The following is a 19,029-nucleotide window of genomic DNA, read 5'->3' on the forward strand; positions in this document are numbered from 1 at the left end:
CCTGAACCGGCTCCGGCTCAGGCGCCCTTCACCAGCACCACCCACACCTGGCCCTCCGCGAAGTTCACCGGGCTGCCGTCCGAGGTGGTGAACTCGGTGCCGTCCCCCGCGCTCGAGCGCTTCCAGCCGACGTCGTAGGCCCGCCCGTCGCGCAGCACCTTCGCCTTCCCCGAGCCCACGGTCTCGGTGTACGGCGTGTAGTTGCCGTTCGAGTCGTGGAAGTCGGACCTGCGGATGTTCACGTACTGCACGACGACCGTGGCCGGGGCCACCCGGGTGCCGTCCGCCATCACCGTGGGAGCGCCGTCCTGCGAGACCAGCCAGCGGCCGTGGCTCTCGGACCAGGTGAAGTCGAAGCGGGCGGCCGGGTAGCCGACGGTCTCCGAGGTGTCGGCCGTACCGCCGGAGGGCGCGGGTCCGAACCGGAAGCCGGTGGTCAGGGCCTCGGCGCCGGGGGCGGAGCCGACCAGCCGGTCGGGGCGGACATAGAGGTTGTGCGGGGAGGGTTTGTCGGTGCCGCGGAAGTAGGCGTCGGAGGTCCTGCCCGGCGGCTGGGCGTTCAGGGGCGCCTTGTCGATCAGCGGGAGCAGCTTGCGCTGGGCGCCGGAGAAGGCGAGCGTCGGCTCGTCGAACTGGCGCAGCAGCTCCAGGTCGGACTCGCGGGCGCTGCGCACCGGGCCGATGACCTCGGGCAGCTCGCTGGCGTACACCGCCATCAGCCGGCTCAGTCCGCCCTCGACCTGTTCGACGTAGACGAGGTCCGCCGAGTCCAGGCCCGTCTGGGGCTTCGCCTTGCGGACATTGTCGATCTTCACGGCCAGGACCGATCCCTCGGCCGCGCGGGTGGGTCCGACGCTCCCCCGCCGCTCGTCGTCGGATCCGCGGCCGTCGTCCCGGCCGCCGTCCGGCGTGCCGCACCCCGCCGCCAGGGAGATCGTCATCGCCGTGGCCAGCAGTGCCGCGGTCGTCCCGGCGCGTCTCCTGCGCGTCCTGCGTCCCATGCTCACCGGAGCCACCCCGTTCTGTTGTCATGATTGTGCGCTTATAAGTTCATTGCTGGCCATACCCGCTCGAATCTGGTTGACCGCGTGGAATACACCGATCGGCGCACGCGCGGTTCACCGCAGGGGCCATGGGTACCCGGGGCGCCCGAGCTGATGGAGGGAGCCGGTCCTCGTGAAGGCTGTGACGTGGCAGGGCAAGCGGGACGTGCGGGTGGAGAACGTGCCCGATCCGACCATCCAGGAGCCGACCGACGCGGTCATCCGCATCACCTCCACCGGGCTGTGCGGCTCCGACCTGCATCTTTACGAGGTGCTCACCCCGTTCATGACCCCGGGCGACATCCTCGGACACGAACCGATGGGCATCGTCGAGGAGGTCGGCGCGGGCGTCATGGACCTGAGCGTCGGGGACCGGGTCGTGGTGCCCTTCCAGATCGCCTGCGGCGACTGCTGGATGTGCCTGAACGGGCTGCCCACCCAGTGCGAGACCACCCAGGTCACCGGCGAGGGCATGGGCGCCGCGCTCTTCGGCTACACCCGGCTGTACGGCGCGGTACCGGGCGGTCAGGCCGAGTACCTGCGCGTCCCGCAGGCGCAGTTCGGCCCGATCAAGGTGCCCGAGGGCCCGTCCGACGACCGTTTCCTCTACCTCTCCGATGTGCTGCCCACCGCCTGGCAGGCGGTCGAGTACGCCGGAGTCCCCGAGGGCGGCAGCGTCGCCGTGCTCGGACTCGGGCCGATCGGCGACATGGCCTGCCGGATCGCCATGGCGCGCGGCGCCGGCAGCGTGTTCGGCGTGGACCTGGTCACCGAACGGCTGAACAGGGCCCGGGAGCGGGGCGTGGAGACCTTCGACCTGCGGGACTTCGACAGCGAGAAGGAGCTCGTCAGCGCGATCCGCGACCGCACCGACGGACGCGGCCCCGACGCCGTGATCGACGCGGTCGGCACCGAGGCGCACGGCAGCGCGGCCGCCCGCCTCGTCCAGCAGGCCAGCAGCATGCTCCCGCGGGCGCTGAGCGGCCGGATCGCGGAACGCTTCAGCGTGGACCGGCTCGCCGCCCTGTACACCGCCATCGACCTGGTCCGCCGCGGCGGCACGCTCTCGCTCGTCGGTGTGTACGGCGGTCAGGCGGACCCGATCCCGCTGCTCACCCTGTTCGACAAGCAGGTCCAGATCCGCATGGGGCAGGCCAACGTACGCCGCTGGACCGACGAGATCCTGCCGTTCCTGACCGACGAGGACCCGCTCGGCGTCGACGACTTCGCCACCCACCACGTGCCGCTGGCCGACGCCCCGCACGCGTACGAGATGTTCCAGCGCAAGCAGGACGGCGCGGTCAAGGTGGTGATGCGGCCCTGATCAGCGGCCGAGGATCTCCTCCAGGTCGTAGCGGACGGGCTCCTCGAGCTGGGCGTAGGTGCAGCTCTCCGGGGTCCGGTCCGGGCGCCAGCGGCGGAAGCGGGCGGTGTGCCGGAAGCGCGCCCCGTTCTCCATGTGGTCGTACGCCACCTCGATCACCCGCTCCGGCCTGAGCGGCACCCAGGACAGGTCCTTCTTGCCCGACCAACGGCTCGGCGCCCCCGGCAGCCGGGCCGTCTCGTGCGCCGCCTCCTCGGCCCAGGCCGCCCAGGGATGTCCCTTGGTGTCGTCCATGCGCAGCGGCTCCAGCTCCTCGATCAGCTGGGCGCGCACCTTCATGGCGAAGGCGGCGGAGACCCCGACATGCTGGAGGGCGCCCTGGTCGTCGTAGAGCCCGAGCAGCAGTGAGCCGACGACGGGCCCGCTCTTGTGCAGCCGGTACCCGGCCACGACGACATCGGCCGTCCGTTCGTGCTTGATCTTGAACATGGCCCGCTCGTCCTGGAGATAGCGCGAGGCGAGCGGCTTGGCGATCACCCCGTCCAGACCGGCCCCCTCGTACTGCTCGAACCACTGCTCGGCCACCTCGACATCGGTGGTCGCCGGCGCCACGTGCACCGGCGGCGTCGCCCCCGCCAGCGCCCTGGTCAGCAGCTCCCTGCGATCGGTCAGCGGCACGTTCAGCAGCGACTCGTCCGCCAGGGCCAGCAGGTCGAAGGCCACGAAGGACGCCGGGGTCCGCTCGGCGAGCGTCCTCACCCGGGAGGCCGCCGGATGGATCCGCTCGGTGAGCGCGTCGAAGTCCAGCCGCCCCTCCCGGGCGATCACGATCTCCCCGTCCAGCACGCACCGCTCGGGCACCCGCTCCTTCAAAGCCTCCACCAGCTCGGGAAAGTACCTGGTCAACGGCTTGGTCGTACGACTCCCCAGCTCGACCTCGTCCCCATCGCGAAACACGATCGCCCGAAACCCGTCCCACTTCGCCTCGTACTGCATCCCCGCAGGAATCTTCGCCACGGACTTGGCGAGCATGGGCTTCACGGGGGGCATCACGGGGAGGTCCATGGTCCGATTCTGCGCGCACCCGCACGCCCCTGCCCGGTGTGCGAGCCGTGAGAGGTAGGCCTACCGTGGCTCGCATGGGCGATGCGGTGGAGCTGGAGGTGGGTGGGCGGACTGTTCGGCTGTCCAGCCCCGACAAGGTCTTCTTCCCGGAGCGCGGGTTCACCAAGCTGGACCTCGCCCGGTACTACCAGGCCGTCGCGCCCGGCATCCTGCGCGCGCTGCGGAACCGGCCCACCACCCTGGAGCGCTACCCGGACGGCGTGAACGGCGAGAACTTCTTCCAGAAGCGTGCCCCGAAGAACATGCCCGACTGGATCCCGACCGCCCACATCACCTTCCCCAGCGGTCGCAGCGCCGACGAGATGTGCCCCACCGAGGAGGCGGCCGTGCTGTGGGCCGCCCAGTACGGCACCCTCACCTTCCATCCCTGGCCGGTGCGCCGGGACGACGTCGACCGCCCCGACGAACTCCGCATCGACCTCGACCCCCAGCCCGGCACCGACTTCGACGACGCCGTCCGCGCCGCCCACGAACTGCGGGCCGTGCTCGACGAGTTCGGTGGCCTGAAGGGCTGGCCCAAGACCTCCGGCGGACGCGGGCTGCATGTCTTCGTGCCCATCGAGCCCCGCTGGACCTTCACCCAGGTCCGGCGGGCCGCCATCGCCGTCGGCCGGGAGCTGGAGCGCCGGATGCCGGAGCAGGTGACCATCAAGTGGTGGAAGGAGGAGCGGGGCGAGCGCATCTTCGTCGACTACAACCAGACCGCCCGCGACCGCACCATCGCCTCCGCCTACTCCGTACGCCCCCGCCCGCACGCCCCCGTCTCCGCCCCCCTGCGCTGGGAGGAGGTCGGCGTCGCGCACCCCCGTGACTTCGACCTCGCCACCATGCCCGTGCGCTACGCCGAACTCGGTGACGTCCACGCGGACATGGACGACCACCGCTTCTCCCTGGAGGCCCTGCTGGAGCTGGCCCACAAGGACGAGCAGGACCACGGGCTCGGCGATCTGCCCTACCCGCCGGAGTACCCCAAGATGCCGGGGGAGCCCAAGCGGGTCCAGCCGAGCAGGGCCAAGCACGACCTCACGTGACCAAGCGCGACCCTACGTGACCAAGCACGACCCCACGTCGGGTCAGGCCGCCAGCACGCGCCGGCAGTCGGCCAGCAACTCCTCGTCCTGGTCCACGTGGTACCGCGTCCTCGCCACCGGCCCGTCGTTGCCGTGCCGCCGCGCACGAGCCAGCTCGGCCCGGACCAACGGCACCGCGGGCGCCGCCGCCGGTCCCAGCTCCGCCAGACAGCGGGCTATGGCGGGACGCTCGTTGTAGGCACCGGACCACCCTTCGAGCAGAGCGGGCACGACCTCCTCGGCGCACCCTGTCACTCCCCACAGCGCGATGGCCGCCCTGACCGGGTCGTCGCCGTCTCTCATCGCCGACCGCAGGAGCGGCGCCAGCGGCTCGGCGGCGCGGCCCACCCGGCCGGCCACCACGCAGGCGTCCGCCCGGCGGTTCGCCTTCTCCTCGCGCAGTGTCTCCCCGAGCACCTCCAGCACCAGACCCAGGTCCCCCGCGCCCGTCACCGCCCACAGCGTCTCGACGGCGCGCACCCGCCGGTACGGCTCGGACTCGGCGGCGACGAACTGCCGTATTCGCTCGGCGTGTTCGGCCGCGTCCGCGCCGTACCGGGCCAGTCCGCGCAGGGCCGTCATACGGGTCGCGACGTCCTCGCTGTCCAGGAAGTAGGCCATCACGCGCAGCGCCCCCGCCGGCGCGGGCACGCTCAGGGCGTCGAGGATCCGGGCCCGGCTGCGGTGCGCCTCGGGACGCAGGTCCCTGAGCCGCTTCGCCAGCGCCAGGAGCAGCTCCTCGGAGTAGTGCGGGCCCAGCGCCTCCACGCTTCTTTGGAGGTCGTAGGAGAGGGACGCGCCCGAGTCGACTGCCCAGGCCAGCTCCGGTACGGCCCGTGGGTCGCCCTGGAGTGCCAGGGCCTCCAGCGCGCGGCCGTAGCGGGTGGTCCACCACCAGTTGTTCTCGCCCGCCTCCTGCCGTAACGCGGGCAGCGCCTCGGCGAGGGTGTCGGCGACGCCCCGGGCGAGGGGGTGGAGATGGGCCAGCGCGCCGAGGGCGTCCCGCGCCACACGCTCGTCCTCGTCGAGGGCAAGCCGGGCCAGCAGCCGCACCGGCTCCTCGCCCGGCAGCCGCCAGCCCGACAGCAGCAGGGCCGCCTGGTCGATCGCCGCGATCCGCTGGCCGCGGTGCGGGCTCGCCAACTGGTCGGTCAGCAGGGCGAGCCGCTCGTCGGTGCGGTCACCGAGCGCGAAGTGGAGCCGCTCCAGCAGCTCGACAGCCCCGTCGGCGTCGACCTCCGCGCGGTGGTCCGCCTCCAGCTCACGCAGATACGACACCAGGGTCTCGGTGCGCGGCCGGGGTTCGACGGGCGCGTCAGCGGGTGCGTCGCGCGCGATGCGCATCGCCTCCCGCGCGGAATCAGCCGTGTCGGGAGGCAGCAGGTGCGGGGCGCAGCGGGCCAGCGCGGTGAGGGCCGTGAGCAGGAGCGCGGGGCGCGGGCGGGCGTCGTAGACCACCCGCAGCAGGCATCGGCCCGCCTCCTCGCCCAGCTCCTCGGGGTGGCGTGCGCCCAGGTCGCCGAACGCCGACAGGACGGCGCGCGCGACATCGGGGTCCGGTTCGGCGGGGAGCCTTCGGCGCAGGGCGGTCAGCACCTGGCCGCCGTCCGGGTGCAGTCGTACGAGCGCGTCCGGTACCTGGGCGCGCAGTTCCGGGTCCGGATCGTCGAGGAGGGGCAGCAGGTCGGCGGAGCGGCCGCGGATCAGGGCCGAGGCCGTGACGTAGTTCGCCACCCATGCCTCGTGCTCCGCCTCGTCCTCGAAGTCGGTCCAGATCTCCTCCGGGTCCGGTTCTTGCTCGCCCGCGATGCTGCCGAGCAGCGCCAGGACCGCGCCCCGGTCCCGGACCGCCGGCTCGGTGAGCAGCTCGAAGAGGAAGGGCACGCAGGCGACCGTGCAGTCGTACACATCACCCTGGTGGTGCACCGCGCCGTACATGCCGTCCAGCGCGCGGTCCCGCTCGGCCGGGTCGTCGGACGCCAGCCCGCGCAGCAGGTCCGGCACGTCCGAGGCGTCGCCGTAGGCGTGGTGCATGGACGCCCAGTCGACGTCCTCGATCCCCGTGAACACGCGTCCAGCCCCCGTTCGTCCGTGGCGTGCGACCGCCGTTGATCACAGCATGCCGCACGCCACTGACAATCGATCACGAGCGCCGGGCTCGCCGGACTCCGCTCACGGAGCCTTGCTCACGGGACTCCGCTCACGGAGCCTCGCTCACGGGATTTCGCTCACGGACCCCCGCTCACAGCTCCTTGATCCGGATGTCCCGGTACGACACCACGTCCGTCGTGCCGTGCACCTGGAGCCCGAGGTAGCCGGAGGCGAACCGCCGCCCGTCCGTGCCCGGGTCGTCCGAGCGGGGCGGGTAGAAGTCCTGGCCGCCGGTGTTGTCGAACTCGTTGATCAGCACGCCGTTGCGGTAGACCGAGTAGTGCTGGTCCACGACCCGGATCTCGTAGTCGTTCCAGGTGCCCTTCTCGGTCACGCCCGCGCCGGCCAGGCCCACGCGGTCGAAGCCGTAGATCGAACCGGTCTTGTACATGTCGCCGTCGGGCCGGTCCAGCACCTGCACCTCGTGCCCGTACTTGATGGCGACCCACTCGGGCCGGGTCTCCTCGGGGTGGTCATGGACCCACGGGAAGCGCACGAACACCCCGGAGTTGGCGTTGCCCGTGCCCGGAGCGTCGTCCCGCCACTGCAGGCGCAGCGAGAAGTCGCCGTACTTCCGCTCGGGGAACCACAGCATGCCGAGCCCGGCCTTGGTCGTGCCGCTGGTCATCGACCCGTCGGGGTTCAGCCCGAACGAACCGCCGCCCACGTGCTGCCACTTGGCGAACGAGCCCGCGCTCCCGTCGAAGATGGTGCGGTAGCCCTCGGTCTGCCCCGGCCTGCCGATCCCGGACTGACGGGCGGCCTTGGTGACGGCGTTGTACTCGCGCTGGTCGACGACCCCTTCCCTCAGGAGCCGGTCGAGGACCGTCTTCACGTGCTTGAGGAACAACGCGTGGGACGTCCACTCCTTCTCGTCCTCGATCAACTCGTTGATGCGGCACCGGTTGTTGGTGAGCCGGTTCGGCACCCCGGAGTCGACCGTGCCGACGATCACCGTCAGTCGCTCGTCGTACTCCGGACAGGGCGGTGCCGGAACCCCGCCCGCCACGACCGTGAAGCTCACGGTCCGCGCCGCGGAGGTGTTGCCCGCCTCGTCGGTCGCCCGGTACGCCAGCGTGTGCGCGCCCGCGCGGTCGACGATCACCGGCGCCGAGTACGCGAGATAGGGCCCGCCGTCGAGCGAGTACTCCACGCTCTCGACGCCCCCCTCGTCGGTCGCGCTGACCGTGACCTTGGCGCTCGCCACATACGCGCCGTCGGAGTTGCGTGTGCCCTCCACGGTCACCCCGGTCACCGGCGGCGTGGTGTCCTCGGGCGGCGCGGCGACCACCGTGAACTCCACGCTCTTCTCGGCGGCGACGTTCCCCGCCTTGTCGGTGGCGCGGAACCGCACGGTGTGCGTGCCGACCTGATGGACCATCACCGGCATGGTGTACGGCTGCCAGGCGCCCGTTCCGATCGCGTACTCGATGGTGTTGACGCCCGAGCCGGTGTCGGAGGCGGTGACGGTGACGGTGGCCATGTCGACGTAGGTGCCGTCAGGGTTGCGTTCACCGCTCACCGTGGCCGAGGTCTCCGGCGCGGTCGTGTCGTCGGTGGGCGGGGCCACGACGGTGAACTCGGCGCTCTTCTCGGCGGCGACGTTCCCCGCCTTGTCACTGGCCCGGTAGCGGATCTTGTGGCTGCCGACCTGGTCCACCACGACCGGCGTGGTGTACGGCTGCCACGCCCCCGCGTCCCCGATCGCGTACTCGACACGGTCCACCCCGGAGCCGCCCTCGTCGGTGGCGTGGATCATCACGCTCGCCGAACCGACGTACTGCCCCTGGGAGTTCTGCGTGCCGCTGACGTGCGCCGAGGTCACGGGCGCGGTGGTGTCCTCGCCGGTTCCCTCGGTGACGACCAGGATGCCCTGCATCTGGCCGTGGCCCGGGATCGTGCAGGAGTAGAAGTAGCGGCCCGGGGTGAGCGTGACCTGGGCGGTGTGGCGGCCGCCCATGTCGTCGCCCGGGGTCGCCAGGATGTTGAGGTTGACATCGCTGTTGAACTCGGGGTCGCTGGTGGCGAACGTCAGCGTGTGCGGCATGCCGGTGGTGTTGCCGGTCGCCGCGCTGTTCTCGAAGACGATCGTCGCCGTGCCCGCGACGGCGGTCGTGGGCGCCGAGTTGTACTTGGTGATGTCGTCGCCCGCGGTCCAGGTCAGCACCTGTTCCGCGGCGACCTGTTCGGGCTGCGCGGTGGACGGCGCGGCCTGGAGGCCGAGCATGAGCAGTACGGCCGCCAGCAGGGCCGTGAAGAGTCTTCGCATCACTGAACTCCTCTCGCCAGCCGGTCCGCGGCCGGGGTCGGCCCGCCGCCCGAGTAAGTGACACGCCACAGCGCCGACTTGGCGTCCGAGGTGAAGAAGCCCCGGCCGTAGTCGAGGACGTAGAGCGCGCCGTCCGGACCGAACTTCCAGTCCATGAGGTTCTTGATGCCGTCGTTGCCGATCGGCACGATCTTCTTCAACGACTCGGAGTGCACGGGCAGTCCGCCCTCACCGTGGTTCTTGGGATCGGTGAGGACCGCGTTGCGCGGCTGGTCGGCGTCGTAGAAGTCACCGACGAACCACTTGCCGTCCCAGTAGGCGGGCCATTTCACGGCACTCGCGCTCGCCCCGTCGTACCGGTAGACCGGGCCGTTCATCGCGGCCTGTCCGCCGCCCTTGAGCCACGGCAGCAGGTACTTCGCCTCCTCCTGCTTGTAGGAGGGCACCCCGTTCGCGTCCCGCGGGAAGTCCGGGGCGCCGCCCTGGGGCGAGTACCAGATGTTGTTGCCGGTGACCGGCGGCAGATTGACCAGGCCGTCGTTGTTCGGCGACTCGTTCTTCGGGCGGTCGCAGTCGTACCAGCCCAGCGGCTTGGCCGGATCGGGCAGATTGCGGTCCCGGTAGGGCTGCTTGTTGCCCATGCAGTACGGCCAGCCGCGGTTGCTCGCCTTGGTGATCACCGCGAAGGTGTCGTACTTGGCCGGACCCCAGGTCGGCGACGGCGCACCCGCGTCCGGGCCGACCCAGCCCGCGTAGAGGATGTCGGTCGACTTGTCGACGAAGATACGGGCGGGGTTGCGCACGCCCATCACATAGATCTCGCCGCGCGTCTTGCCGCCGCCCTCGTCGGTCTCCCGGCCGGTGAACAGGTTGCCCTCCGGCAGGGTGTACGTCCCGTCCGGCTCCGGATGGATGCGCAGGATCTTGCCGTTGAGGTTGTTGGTGTTGCCGGCGGTGCGCCGCGCGTCGGCGAAGGAGACGCCCTTGTAGTTCGGCTGGGGGTTGTTGCCCGAGTAACCGTCGCTGAAGCGGCTGGAGTTGTTGTCACCGGTCGCGATGTACAGGTTGCCCTTGGAGTCCCAGGCCATCCCGCCACCGGAGTGACAGCAACTGTGGATCTGAACCGGCCACTTGAGCAGCGTCTTCTCACTGCTCAGGTCGAGCTTGTTCGTCGCGAGGTCCAGCGTGAAACGCGAGACCCGCCGCTCGGCCATCCGGGTGTCCCGGTTGATCTGGGAGTGCGGGGTGTAGTGCAGGTACACCCACCCGTTCTCCTGGAAGCGCGGGTCGAGTTCGATGCCGAGCAGCCCTTCCTCGACCTTGACCAGCTCGTCGCCGCCGCCCTTGTTGCCGAAGACGGTGAGCCCGCCCGCCAGGGTGACCTTCTTGGTCTTCGGGTCGTAGACGTGGATCTCGCCCCTGCCCTTGCCGATGTCGGGGTTGTTCCAGTCGGTGATCACGGGCTGGGAGGAGTCGGCGCCGCCGCGCCCGATGTAGAGCACCCGCCCGTCGGGGGCGGTGACCAGCCCGTGCGGTTCGCCGATCTGGTCGTTCTGACCGGGCTGGTTGGGCTGGGTGAGCCGCTCGGCCGTGTAGTTCCCGGTGACGGTGGCCTTGCAGTCGGCCTGTGCCAGCCGGGTCGTCCACAGCAGGGCGCCGCGCAGATGGGCGCGGAACTCGGTCTCGTCGTACGACGACACCGTGCCGCCCATGCCGGTGTAGAAGGACCGGCCGCCGTCGTAGTCCCGGCACCAGCTCACCGGGTGGTCCCAGCCGTTGGCGCTCGCGCCGGGCTGGTACGTCGACTCGCGCACCCGGGCGACGGTGTGCACCGAACCGGTCGGGTTCTTAACCCAGTTGAGCCAGCGGTCGGGCCGCTTCCACTGCACCGGCAGGTCCTTGGTGGCCGGATGCCGCCGGTCGCCGACCTCGACGGTGGCCCGCTGGGCGGTGGTCGGACCGGTGGTGGCGGGCCGCGCGCCGATCAGGCCCGTGAACCACTCCGAGTACGGCTCCGCGCGCGCCGCGTCGTGCAGGCCGACGAAGCCGCCGCCCGCCTCCATGTAGGCCTCGAGCCCCGCTTCCTGCTCGGGATCGAGGACGTCGCCGCCGCCGGTCGGGAACACGACGGCGTTGTAGCGGCCCAGTTGGGCCTCGTCGGTGAAGACCGAGGCGTCGTCGGTCGCCTCGACCTTGAAGCGCTCGGCCGTCGGGCCCGACAGCCCGATCTTCTCGACCGTCTCGATCGCCGCGTTCACCAGGGGTGACTCGTCACCGGCGGCGGCCGAGCCGTAGAAGATCAGCACCCGTACGTTCGCGCCGCCCGGGGGCGACTTGATGGACATCGTTGTCAGGGACGGGTCCGGGGCAGGGCGCGCGCTCGCGGGCGGACCCGTCACCAGTCCGGCGGTGACGACCCCGGCCGCGACGAGTGCCGCCCAGCCGCGTCTTCTCGTGCTCAACCCTCGTAAGTGCATGGGCACCTCCTCGGTCACAGCAACAGCGCCAAGGAAGCTAGACCTCTTTGCTTCACTCGCCAATACCTATGGCCGTAATGGCACGAACTTTGTCCTGAGTGTGGATAAACGCCTCGCGTCCCGCTACTGTCTCGAACTCCGTACCGGAATTGGGGAGTTCGGCATGGACAGACGCGGGTTCAACCGGCGGGTACTGCTGGGCGGAGCGGCCCTGACGACGACATCGTTGTCGCTGGCGCCCGACGCGATCAGCGCCGACCGTGCGGCACGGACGGCGGCCGCCGGTGGCGTGGTCAGGCACATCAAGCTGTACGCCGAAAAGCTGGCCGACGGGCAGATGGGCTACGGACTGGAGAAGGGCAAGGCGACGATCCCGGGCCCGCTGATCGAGATCGCCGAGGGTGACACCCTGCACATAGAGTTCGAGAACACGATGGACGTGGCGGCGAGTCTCCATGTGCACGGGCTGGACTACGAGATCACCAGCGACGGCACCAAGCTGAACAAGAGCGACGTCGAGCCCGGCGGCACCCGCACCTACACCTGGCGCACCCATGCTCCCGGCCGCCGCAAGGACGGCACCTGGCGGGCGGGCAGCGCCGGCTACTGGCACTACCACGACCACGTGGTGGGGACCGAGCACGGAACGGGCGGCATCCGTAAGGGACTTTACGGGCCGGTGATCGTCCGGCGGGCGGGTGACGTCCTGCCGGACAAGACGTACACGATCGTCTTCAACGACATGCTGATCAACAACAAGCCGGCGCACTCCGGGCCCAACTTCGAGTCCACCGTGGGGGATCGGGTCGAGTTCGTGATGATCACGCACGGCGAGTACTACCACACCTTCCACATGCACGGTCACCGCTGGGCCGACAACCGCACGGGCATGCTCACCGGCCCCGACGACCCGAGCCAGGTGATCGACAACAAGATCGTGGGCCCGGCGGACTCCTTCGGCTTCCAGGTGATCGCCGGGGAGGGGGTCGGCGCGGGCGCGTGGATGTACCACTGCCATGTGCAGAGCCACTCCGACATGGGGATGGTGGGGCTGTTCCTCGTGAAGAAGACGGACGGGACGATCCCGGGCTACGAGCCGCACGAACACGTGCACTGAGGCTCACGGCACCCCGGCTGTCTGACTCGATGAGGAGCCCGACGTGACCCGTGGGGCCCCGCGTCCCACGCTGGAGGCCGTGTCCGCGCGGGCCGGGGTTTCGCGGGCCACCGGGGTACGTGCCCCATCGGGCCGCCCGCAGTCTGGTCCCGCGGTGCCACGACGCTGACAACCAACTCGTCCTGCTGCTCACCGAGGGCCGCGACGGCCACGCCCGCCACCTCTCCGGCGGGCACGTCGACGGCGCCCTCGTCGTCTCGCCGCACCTCGACGACCCGCTGCCCGGACTCATCCCATCCAACAGGCCGCGATTTCAACGGTGTTCGGTGGTCGGCCCGGCTGGAGCGGGAATCGGGACGGGGTGGTGTACGTCGACAGCGACAACCGGGGCCGCGCGCGAGGTCGTGCGGCACCTGGTCGCCCTCGGGCACCCTCGGGTCGCCCACATCACCGGGGCCCTGGACCAGACCTCGGCCGTTGACCGGCCCGACGGCTATCGGGACGTGATGGGGGACGCCGGCCCGAGCCTGATCTCCGAGGGTGAATGCACGCCGGGCGGGGGTGAGCGGGCGATGCACGAACTCCTCGACCGCTGCCCGCCGCACGACGGTCCGTCAGGACATGGAGCGGATGGGCCGGTTGATGGCACAGCTGCTGCTACGGGGGCTCGGCGGCGGGCCGGCCGGCGTCGTGATGCCGACGACCGTCGTGCGGCGGGCGTCGGCCTAGGACGCCGGCGGGCGGAGTGCGTCCAGGACCTCCTGCAACAGCTCCTCACGGTCCTCGGGGTCCGGGTAGAGCTCGTCGTCCACGGGGAGTTCGGGCCAGCCGTCGTAGTCGAGGCGCTCCAGGAGCCCCGCCCATTCCGCGCGTACGTCGTCGGGCGCGACGTTCTTCAGGCCGCAGACGAATGTGGCGACGCCCAGGAACACCGGCTCCACGTCCGGGCGTCGGAGTTCGCGCGTCAGGCGGGCGAAGCTTCCCGGCTCCTCTCGGAACAGCGCCCCTTCCACGCTCGCGGCACGCACCGCCGCGTCGGTCGCGTCCGCCTGGCGGGCCAGGGCCTGCGAAGCCGCACGGGTGTTGACCGCGTCCTCGCACACGAACAGGGCGAGCGAGGAAGCGGCACCGCGTACGACGGTGATGTCCCGGTCGTGCTCCAGGGCCCGGATGAGCGCGGCCACGGCATCGGCCTCGCGTGCATGCCCCGCCGCGAGGCAGGGCAGGCCGGACGCGGCGGCGTGCCGTACCTTCGCCGCGGGGTGGTCCAGGGCCGTCAGGAAGGCGTCGACCGGGGGATCGTCCAGCGCGCGGTCGTCGTGCAGCGTGGCGTAGCAGCGCAGCACCCCGGCTAGCGTGAAGGGCTCCGGATCGGTCGCCCGTACCCCTTCGAGCGCCTCCCGGACGGCGTCGTGCCGCATCACCTCGTCCATCAGGAGCACGCAGTCCAGCGCGTCCACCCCCAGCGTCACCCGTTCGGGTGCGGAGCTGCGGCACAGCGTCAGCGCCTCCTCGAGGCGCAGCGTGGCTCGGGCGCGGTCCTGCCAGGTCCGTGCGGCGTCGGGAGCGCACAGGGCGACCAGCACATCACCGCGCTCCTCGCTCTCCGCCGGCAGGGCCAGGGCCCGCTCAAGCGCCTCGCGGGTCTCCGCGCGGGCGCGCTCGGCCTCCGACGCGGGCAGCGGAGCCGCCTGGAGCACCGCCTCGTGCACCAGCCCGACGGCGACGCCGAAGGCCACCACGTAATCGAAGGAATCCGGCCGCATCCGGGCCAGCTCATGGTGGCGCCAGCCCTGCCCGCGCAGCCGCTTCAGCCTGCCGCGCACATGGTCGGCCAGATCGTCGTCGACGGTCTCCATGGCCGCGCCCACGCCCAGCTCGGCCAGGAACCCGGTCCACTCACGCACCAGAGCGGCAGGGTCGTCGACAGGTGAGGCAAGCACGTGTTCGACACGCTGCCGTGTCGCCCGGTCCCGGCACAGCGCGTCACAGAACGGCCCCGCGATCGCGTCGAACGTCTCCGGTGTGGGCTCCCCGTCCAGCGCCCCCGCCAGCGTTCGTACGGCCCACGCGGCATCCCGCGCCTCGGCGATCTCCTTCGCCGCGGCCGCCCGGACCTCCGCGTCCGCGGACTCCAGCCGTGCCGTGAGCCTCCGCTGCCGCTCCTGCTCCCTGCGCTTTCCGAAGAACACGCCGACAGCCTAGGACGCGCTCCTGCGGCGATTGTCAGTGGGCGGTGGAAGACTCGGCAGAGCAGGCGACGGGAGTCCGTAAGAGGAGGGCATGATGCTCACCACCCGTTTTGTCCACGGCGCGCCCAACTGGGTCGATGTCGGTACCTCCGACATCGAGGGCGCCAGAGCCTTCTACCGCGCCCTGTTCGGCTGGGAGTTCCAGTCGGCGGGACCCGAGGCCGGCGGGTACGGCTTCTTCCAGTTGGACGGCAGGACCGCCGCCGCGGGCATGCAGACCACGGCCGAGCAGGGCCCGCCCGCCTGGACCGTGTACTTCCAGAGCGGCGACGCGGACGCCACCGCCGAGGCGGTCCGCAAGGCCGGGGGCAGCGTGCTGGTGCCTCCCGACGACGTCATGGGCCAGGGGCGGATGGCGATCCTCGCCGACCACGCGGGCGTGTCCTTCGGGATCTGGCAGCCCGCCGCGCTGAAGGGCCTCGATGTCGTCGGCGATCCCGGCTCGCTGTGCTGGGTCGAGCTGTACACCCGGGACATGGCCCGGGAGGCCGCCTTCTTCGACGCCGTGTTCGGCTGGGAGACCTCCGCCCAGCACTTCCCCGGCGGCGTCTACACCTGCATCAACCCCGCGGGCGCGGCCGAGGACGCCATGTTCGGCGGCCTGGTCGCCCTGGCCGACGACCCGACCGGGTCGGAGACCGAGCCGTACTGGCTGCCGTACTTCGAGGTCGAGGACACCGACGTCGTCGTCACCAAGGCGCAGGAGCAGGGCGGCCGCGTCCGGATGCCCGCCACCGACGTCGAGGGGGTCGGCCGTATGGCCAAGCTGGAGGACCCCTACGGCGCGCGCTTCGCGGTGATCAAGAGCGCCCCGCAGGAGAACTGACGGACGACGCCCCGGCGATATCTCGCGCGCGCCGCCGTGCTTTCGCGGATGCGGCGGGGGCATCATCGTGGCGCGCCCGGGGCCCCGCCCGCGCGGCGTTGATCCGGCGTTGATCGAACGTTTTTCGCCGTCGGGCACGCTTCGGGCCATGTTCATCGACACCGTCACCACGCCCGACCTCGCCTGGCAGCAGGAGGCGTTGTGCGCACAGACCGGCGCGGACTTCTTCTTCCCCGAGCCGGGCAGCTCCGTACGGGAGGCGAAGCGGATCTGCGGCCTCTGCCCGATCCGCTCCGCCTGCCTGGAGTACGCCCTCGACAATGACGAGCGCTTCGGCGTGTGGGGCGGCCTCTCGGAGAAGGAACGCCTCGCGCTCAGGCGTACGTCACACTGAACCGCCGCGTCCCGGCCGGCATCCGCACGTCCCGGCCCGTCACAGGCAGCTCCCGCCCGTCCGCGGACACCGACCGCACTCCGCCGAACGCGCCTTGATCGAGGAGCGGTGCGGCGCCGGACTCCTGACGGTGGTCCTGACGGTGGTCCTTCACCCCGACCACGCGCCAGTAGCCGTACAGGGCGTTGGAGGCGAGGGCGCCTCCTTGACGTCGGGGCGGTCCGTAAATGCGTGCTACCGGCCGTCCGGAGTGGGGTTAGGATCCGGGGGCGCACCCGGGCGTAGCGCAGAGGCAGGCGCACCCGCCTTGCCCAGGCGGAACCACATCGGTTCGAATCCGATCCCCGGGTCCGCTTCGGGGGCCCTGTAGAGCAGAGGCAGACTCGCCGCCTTCTCAGGGCGGATACGCCGGTTCGAATCCGGCCGGGGCCACCACAGTCACACGGTACGCACGGGGCGGGGACGGATGGGCGACGGCATCGACGCGGAGGAACTGGCCGCCTTCCACCGTACGGTCGGCAAGCTGCGGGCGCTGCCCGTCGACGACCCGGTGCGGCTGCGGGCCGAACAGGTCGCCGCCTCCTTCGCCCGGGACGGACGGCTGCGGCGGCGCAAGGCCCGCGGCGCGGAGTCCTCCGCGGCCGACGCGGCGGCCATGGCGGCGACCGCGACCGGGGCACTGGACCGGCGCGAGGACGCCCCGCTGACCGACCCCGGGGCGTCCGGCGTCTTCCACAAGCCGCGCACCTGCTATGTCTGCAAGTCCCCCTATCGACAGGTCGACGCCTTCTACCACCGGCTGTGCCCGGAGTGCGCCGCCGACAACACGGCCCGCCGCCTGCTGAGCACCGATCTGAGCGGGCGCCGGGCCCTGCTCACCGGCGGCCGGGTGAAGATCGGTTTCCAGCTCGCGCTGATGATGCTGCGGGACGGCGCGGAACTGCTGGTGACCAGCCGGTTCCCGCACGACACCGTGCGTCGCTTCCGGGCCGTCCCGGGCAGCGAGAAGTGGCTCGACCGGCTCACCGTCCTCGCCGTGGACCTGCGCGATCCGCGCCAGGTGCTCGGCCTGTGCGAGGAGCTGCGGGCCGAGGGCGAGCCGCTGGACATCCTCGTCAACAACGCCGCGCAGACGGTACGGCGCCCACCCGAGTCCTACGCCCTGCTCGCCGGCGGGGAGTACGACGCGCTGCCCGAAGGCGCCCGGCAGGCCCCCGGCTTCACGCCGATGCGGATGCTGGGGAGCGGGGCCGCCGCCCTGCCCGCCGCGCTGCGCGAGGCCGACGAGGCCGGGCTGCTGCCCGACCCCGCCCCGGAGAACTCCTGGTCCGCGAGACTCGGCGCGCTCGACCCGGCCGAGGTGCTGGAGACACAGCTGGTCAACGCCCTCGCCCCGGCGCTCCTCTGCGACCGGCTGCTGCCGCTGCTGCTCGCGTCCCCGCGTCCGCGCCGGTACGTCGTGAACGTGACGGCGGTGGAGGGCCGTTTCGCGGTCCGCAACAAGATGCCGGGCCACCCGCACACCAACATGGCCAAGGCCGCCCTCAACATGCTCACCCGCACCAGCGCGGCCGAACTCGCCGCCCAGGGCGTCCACATGTGCGCCGTCGACACCGGCTGGATCACCGACGAGAACCCGGCCCCGAAGAAGGCGCGCATGGCCGGGGCGGGTTTCCGCACCCCGCTGGACATCGTGGACGGCGCGGCCCGGGTGTACGACCCGATCGTGCGCGGCGAGGCGGGCGATCCGGTGTCCGGGGTGTTCCTGAAGGACTACCGGGAGGCGGAGTGGTGAGCGAGGAACCGGGGTTCGCCGGAGTGCCACGGGTCGTGCCGCGGCCCGTCGTCGATCTCGGGCCCCTGCTGACGTGGCTGCGGTCCGGACAGGCGGTCGGCGAACGGGTCGACTTCACGGCCGGTACGGCGCTGCCCGACGGGCGGCTCGATCTGTGCAAGCAGGGGCTCGGCGCGGAGGGGGCCGCTTTGGTCGCCGAGGCGCTGTCCGAGGGGCCCGCTCCGGTACGGCATCTGCTCCTCGGCACGGACGGGCTCGGGGACGAGGGCGCCGCCGTGGTGGCCGGGACCGGCGCCGAGGTCGAGACGCTCTACCTCGGCTGCAACGGCATCACCTCCGGCGGCGCCTGCCGCATCGCCGACCAACTGCGCGCCTCCCCGCAGGTCGTCACCGGAGTGTGGCTGAAGCGGAACCCCCTGGGCGGCGGGGGAGGGCATGCGGCGGCCGACATCGTCGACGCCGCCCGCTCCCTGCGCACCCTCGACCTGGTCCAGACGGGACTCGACGCCCCGGGCGCCGCCGTGCTCGCCGAAGCCCTGCTCACCGCCGCCGCGAACGGGCGCCGCATCGAACGGCTCTTCGTCGGCGGCAACCCCCTCGGAGCGGCCGGTGCCGAGCCGCTGGGCGCGGTGATCGCCGCGGGCGCGATCGGCGAACTCTACGTCTCCGCCGCCCGGTTGGGCGACGAGGGTGCCGAGCGGCTGGCGGACGCGCTGGAGGGGGCCCCGTACGGACGGCTCGCGCGGCTCTCCGTGGCCAGCAACGGCATCGGCCCGCGGGCCGCGGCGCGGCTGGTGACGGCGGCCACGGCGGCCGGGGTGACCCTGCTGGACCTCGGCCGGGTCCGGGCGGCCGCCGTGCTCGGCGCGGCCGACAACCACCTCGACCTGACGGCCGCCGAGACCGTCGCCGACGCCCTCGCGGCCGCCGAACACCGGCTGACCCACCTCGTCCTGACCCACACCGGCATGCGCAGCCGCGAGGCCCATCGCCTCCTGGACGCCGCCCCGCGCGCCACGACGGCCACCCGGTTCGTCCTCGGCCAGGGCATCGCCGCCAGCGTCAAAAGGCGCCTGGACGCCCTGAGCGCCCATGTGCCGCCCCCGACGGTCCCGGCCGACGTGGCGGCGGTACGCAGTGTCCACCGCACCGCGCCACCCGTCCCGCCCTGACCTCAGGAGCCCTT

13 protein-coding genes, 2 tRNA genes and 1 pseudogene are annotated in these 19,029 nt (G+C 71.7%); 10 read left to right on the top strand and 6 right to left on the bottom strand.

Annotation, left to right across the window (positions count from 1 at the left end):
• Positions 1–17 precede the first annotated feature (17 nt).
• Positions 18–1,001 (bottom strand): DUF3048 domain-containing protein, encoded by a 984-nt coding sequence (locus AC068Z_RS16210; protein WP_478555605.1) that lies wholly within the window; start codon positions 999–1,001, stop codon positions 18–20.
• Positions 1,002–1,176: 175 nt separating this feature from the next.
• Here AC068Z_RS16210 and AC068Z_RS16215 point away from each other — a divergent pair, with 175 nt between their 5' ends.
• Positions 1,177–2,367: a zinc-dependent alcohol dehydrogenase gene (locus AC068Z_RS16215; protein ID WP_478555607.1), complete on the top strand. Its 1,191-nt coding sequence runs from the start codon at positions 1,177–1,179 to the stop codon at positions 2,365–2,367.
• Here AC068Z_RS16215 and AC068Z_RS16220 read toward each other — a convergent pair whose 3' ends face one another.
• On the bottom strand, positions 2,368–3,432 hold the full coding sequence (locus AC068Z_RS16220; protein WP_478555609.1) for an ATP-dependent DNA ligase: 1,065 nt from the start codon (positions 3,430–3,432) through the stop codon (positions 2,368–2,370).
• A 74-nt stretch (positions 3,433–3,506) separates the two neighbouring features.
• Here AC068Z_RS16220 and ligD point away from each other — a divergent pair, with 74 nt between their 5' ends.
• Complete coding sequence (gene ligD / locus AC068Z_RS16225) at positions 3,507–4,523, top strand: non-homologous end-joining DNA ligase (RefSeq protein WP_478555611.1); 1,017 nt, start codon at positions 3,507–3,509, stop codon at positions 4,521–4,523.
• 42 nt (positions 4,524–4,565) lie between these two features.
• Here ligD and AC068Z_RS16230 read toward each other — a convergent pair whose 3' ends face one another.
• The 3 genes from AC068Z_RS16230 to AC068Z_RS16240 all read right to left on the bottom strand — a co-directional run bounded on the left by AC068Z_RS16230 (position 4,566) and on the right by AC068Z_RS16240 (position 11,459).
• Positions 4,566–6,632 carry a HEAT repeat domain-containing protein gene (locus AC068Z_RS16230; RefSeq protein WP_478555613.1) on the bottom strand — a complete coding sequence of 689 codons (2,067 nt, stop codon included), beginning with the start codon at positions 6,630–6,632 and terminating at the stop codon, positions 4,566–4,568.
• Positions 6,633–6,804: 172 nt separating this feature from the next.
• The gene (locus AC068Z_RS16235) at positions 6,805–8,982 is read right to left on the bottom strand and encodes an OmpL47-type beta-barrel domain-containing protein (RefSeq protein ID WP_478555615.1); all 2,178 of its coding nucleotides are present in this window, start codon (positions 8,980–8,982) and stop codon (positions 6,805–6,807) included.
• A complete protein-coding gene (locus tag AC068Z_RS16240; RefSeq protein ID WP_478555617.1) occupies positions 8,982–11,459 on the bottom strand; it encodes a ThuA domain-containing protein in 2,478 nt (825 codons plus the stop codon). The genes AC068Z_RS16235 and AC068Z_RS16240 overlap by 1 nt, the downstream gene beginning before the upstream one ends.
• Before the next feature lie 163 nt (positions 11,460–11,622).
• Here AC068Z_RS16240 and AC068Z_RS16245 point away from each other — a divergent pair, with 163 nt between their 5' ends.
• Both AC068Z_RS16245 and AC068Z_RS16250 read left to right on the top strand, forming a co-directional pair.
• The gene (locus AC068Z_RS16245; RefSeq protein ID WP_478555619.1) at positions 11,623–12,576 is read left to right on the top strand and encodes a multicopper oxidase domain-containing protein; all 954 of its coding nucleotides are present in this window, start codon (positions 11,623–11,625) and stop codon (positions 12,574–12,576) included.
• Positions 12,577–12,619: 43 nt separating this feature from the next.
• Positions 12,620–13,305: pseudogene (locus AC068Z_RS16250) on the top strand (substrate-binding domain-containing protein).
• Here the strand turns inward: AC068Z_RS16250 and AC068Z_RS16255 are convergent.
• Positions 13,302–14,768 (bottom strand): hypothetical protein, encoded by a 1,467-nt coding sequence (locus AC068Z_RS16255; protein ID WP_478555621.1) that lies wholly within the window; start codon positions 14,766–14,768, stop codon positions 13,302–13,304. The pseudogene AC068Z_RS16250 and the gene AC068Z_RS16255 sit on opposite strands and share 4 nt — an antisense overlap.
• 94 nt (positions 14,769–14,862) lie before the next feature.
• On the opposite strand from AC068Z_RS16255, the gene AC068Z_RS16260 reads away from it, so the two are divergent.
• The 6 genes from AC068Z_RS16260 (at position 14,863) to AC068Z_RS16285 (ending at position 19,015) form a co-directional block, all read left to right on the top strand.
• Positions 14,863–15,654, top strand: coding sequence for a VOC family protein (locus tag AC068Z_RS16260; RefSeq protein WP_478556341.1), 792 nt, complete (start codon positions 14,863–14,865; stop codon positions 15,652–15,654).
• Between the two features lie 148 nt (positions 15,655–15,802).
• Positions 15,803–16,048, top strand: coding sequence for a WhiB family transcriptional regulator (locus AC068Z_RS16265; RefSeq protein ID WP_478555623.1), 246 nt, complete (start codon positions 15,803–15,805; stop codon positions 16,046–16,048).
• A gap of 274 nt (positions 16,049–16,322) precedes the next feature.
• Positions 16,323–16,398, top strand: a tRNA-Gly gene (locus AC068Z_RS16270).
• 10 nt (positions 16,399–16,408) lie between these two features.
• Positions 16,409–16,483: transfer RNA gene (locus AC068Z_RS16275), tRNA-Glu, on the top strand.
• Positions 16,484–16,514: 31 nt separating this feature from the next.
• Positions 16,515–17,843, top strand: a complete 1,329-nt coding sequence (locus tag AC068Z_RS16280) for an SDR family oxidoreductase (RefSeq protein ID WP_478555625.1) — start codon at positions 16,515–16,517, stop codon at positions 17,841–17,843.
• Entirely contained in the window at positions 17,840–19,015 is a 1,176-nt protein-coding gene (locus AC068Z_RS16285; RefSeq protein ID WP_478555627.1) for a leucine-rich repeat domain-containing protein, read from the top strand. Before AC068Z_RS16280 ends, AC068Z_RS16285 begins: the two co-directional genes overlap by 4 nt.
• The last annotated feature ends 14 nt before the right edge of the window (positions 19,016–19,029 follow it).

It is taken from the genome of Streptomyces sp. NPDC043726 (assembly GCF_056436565.1).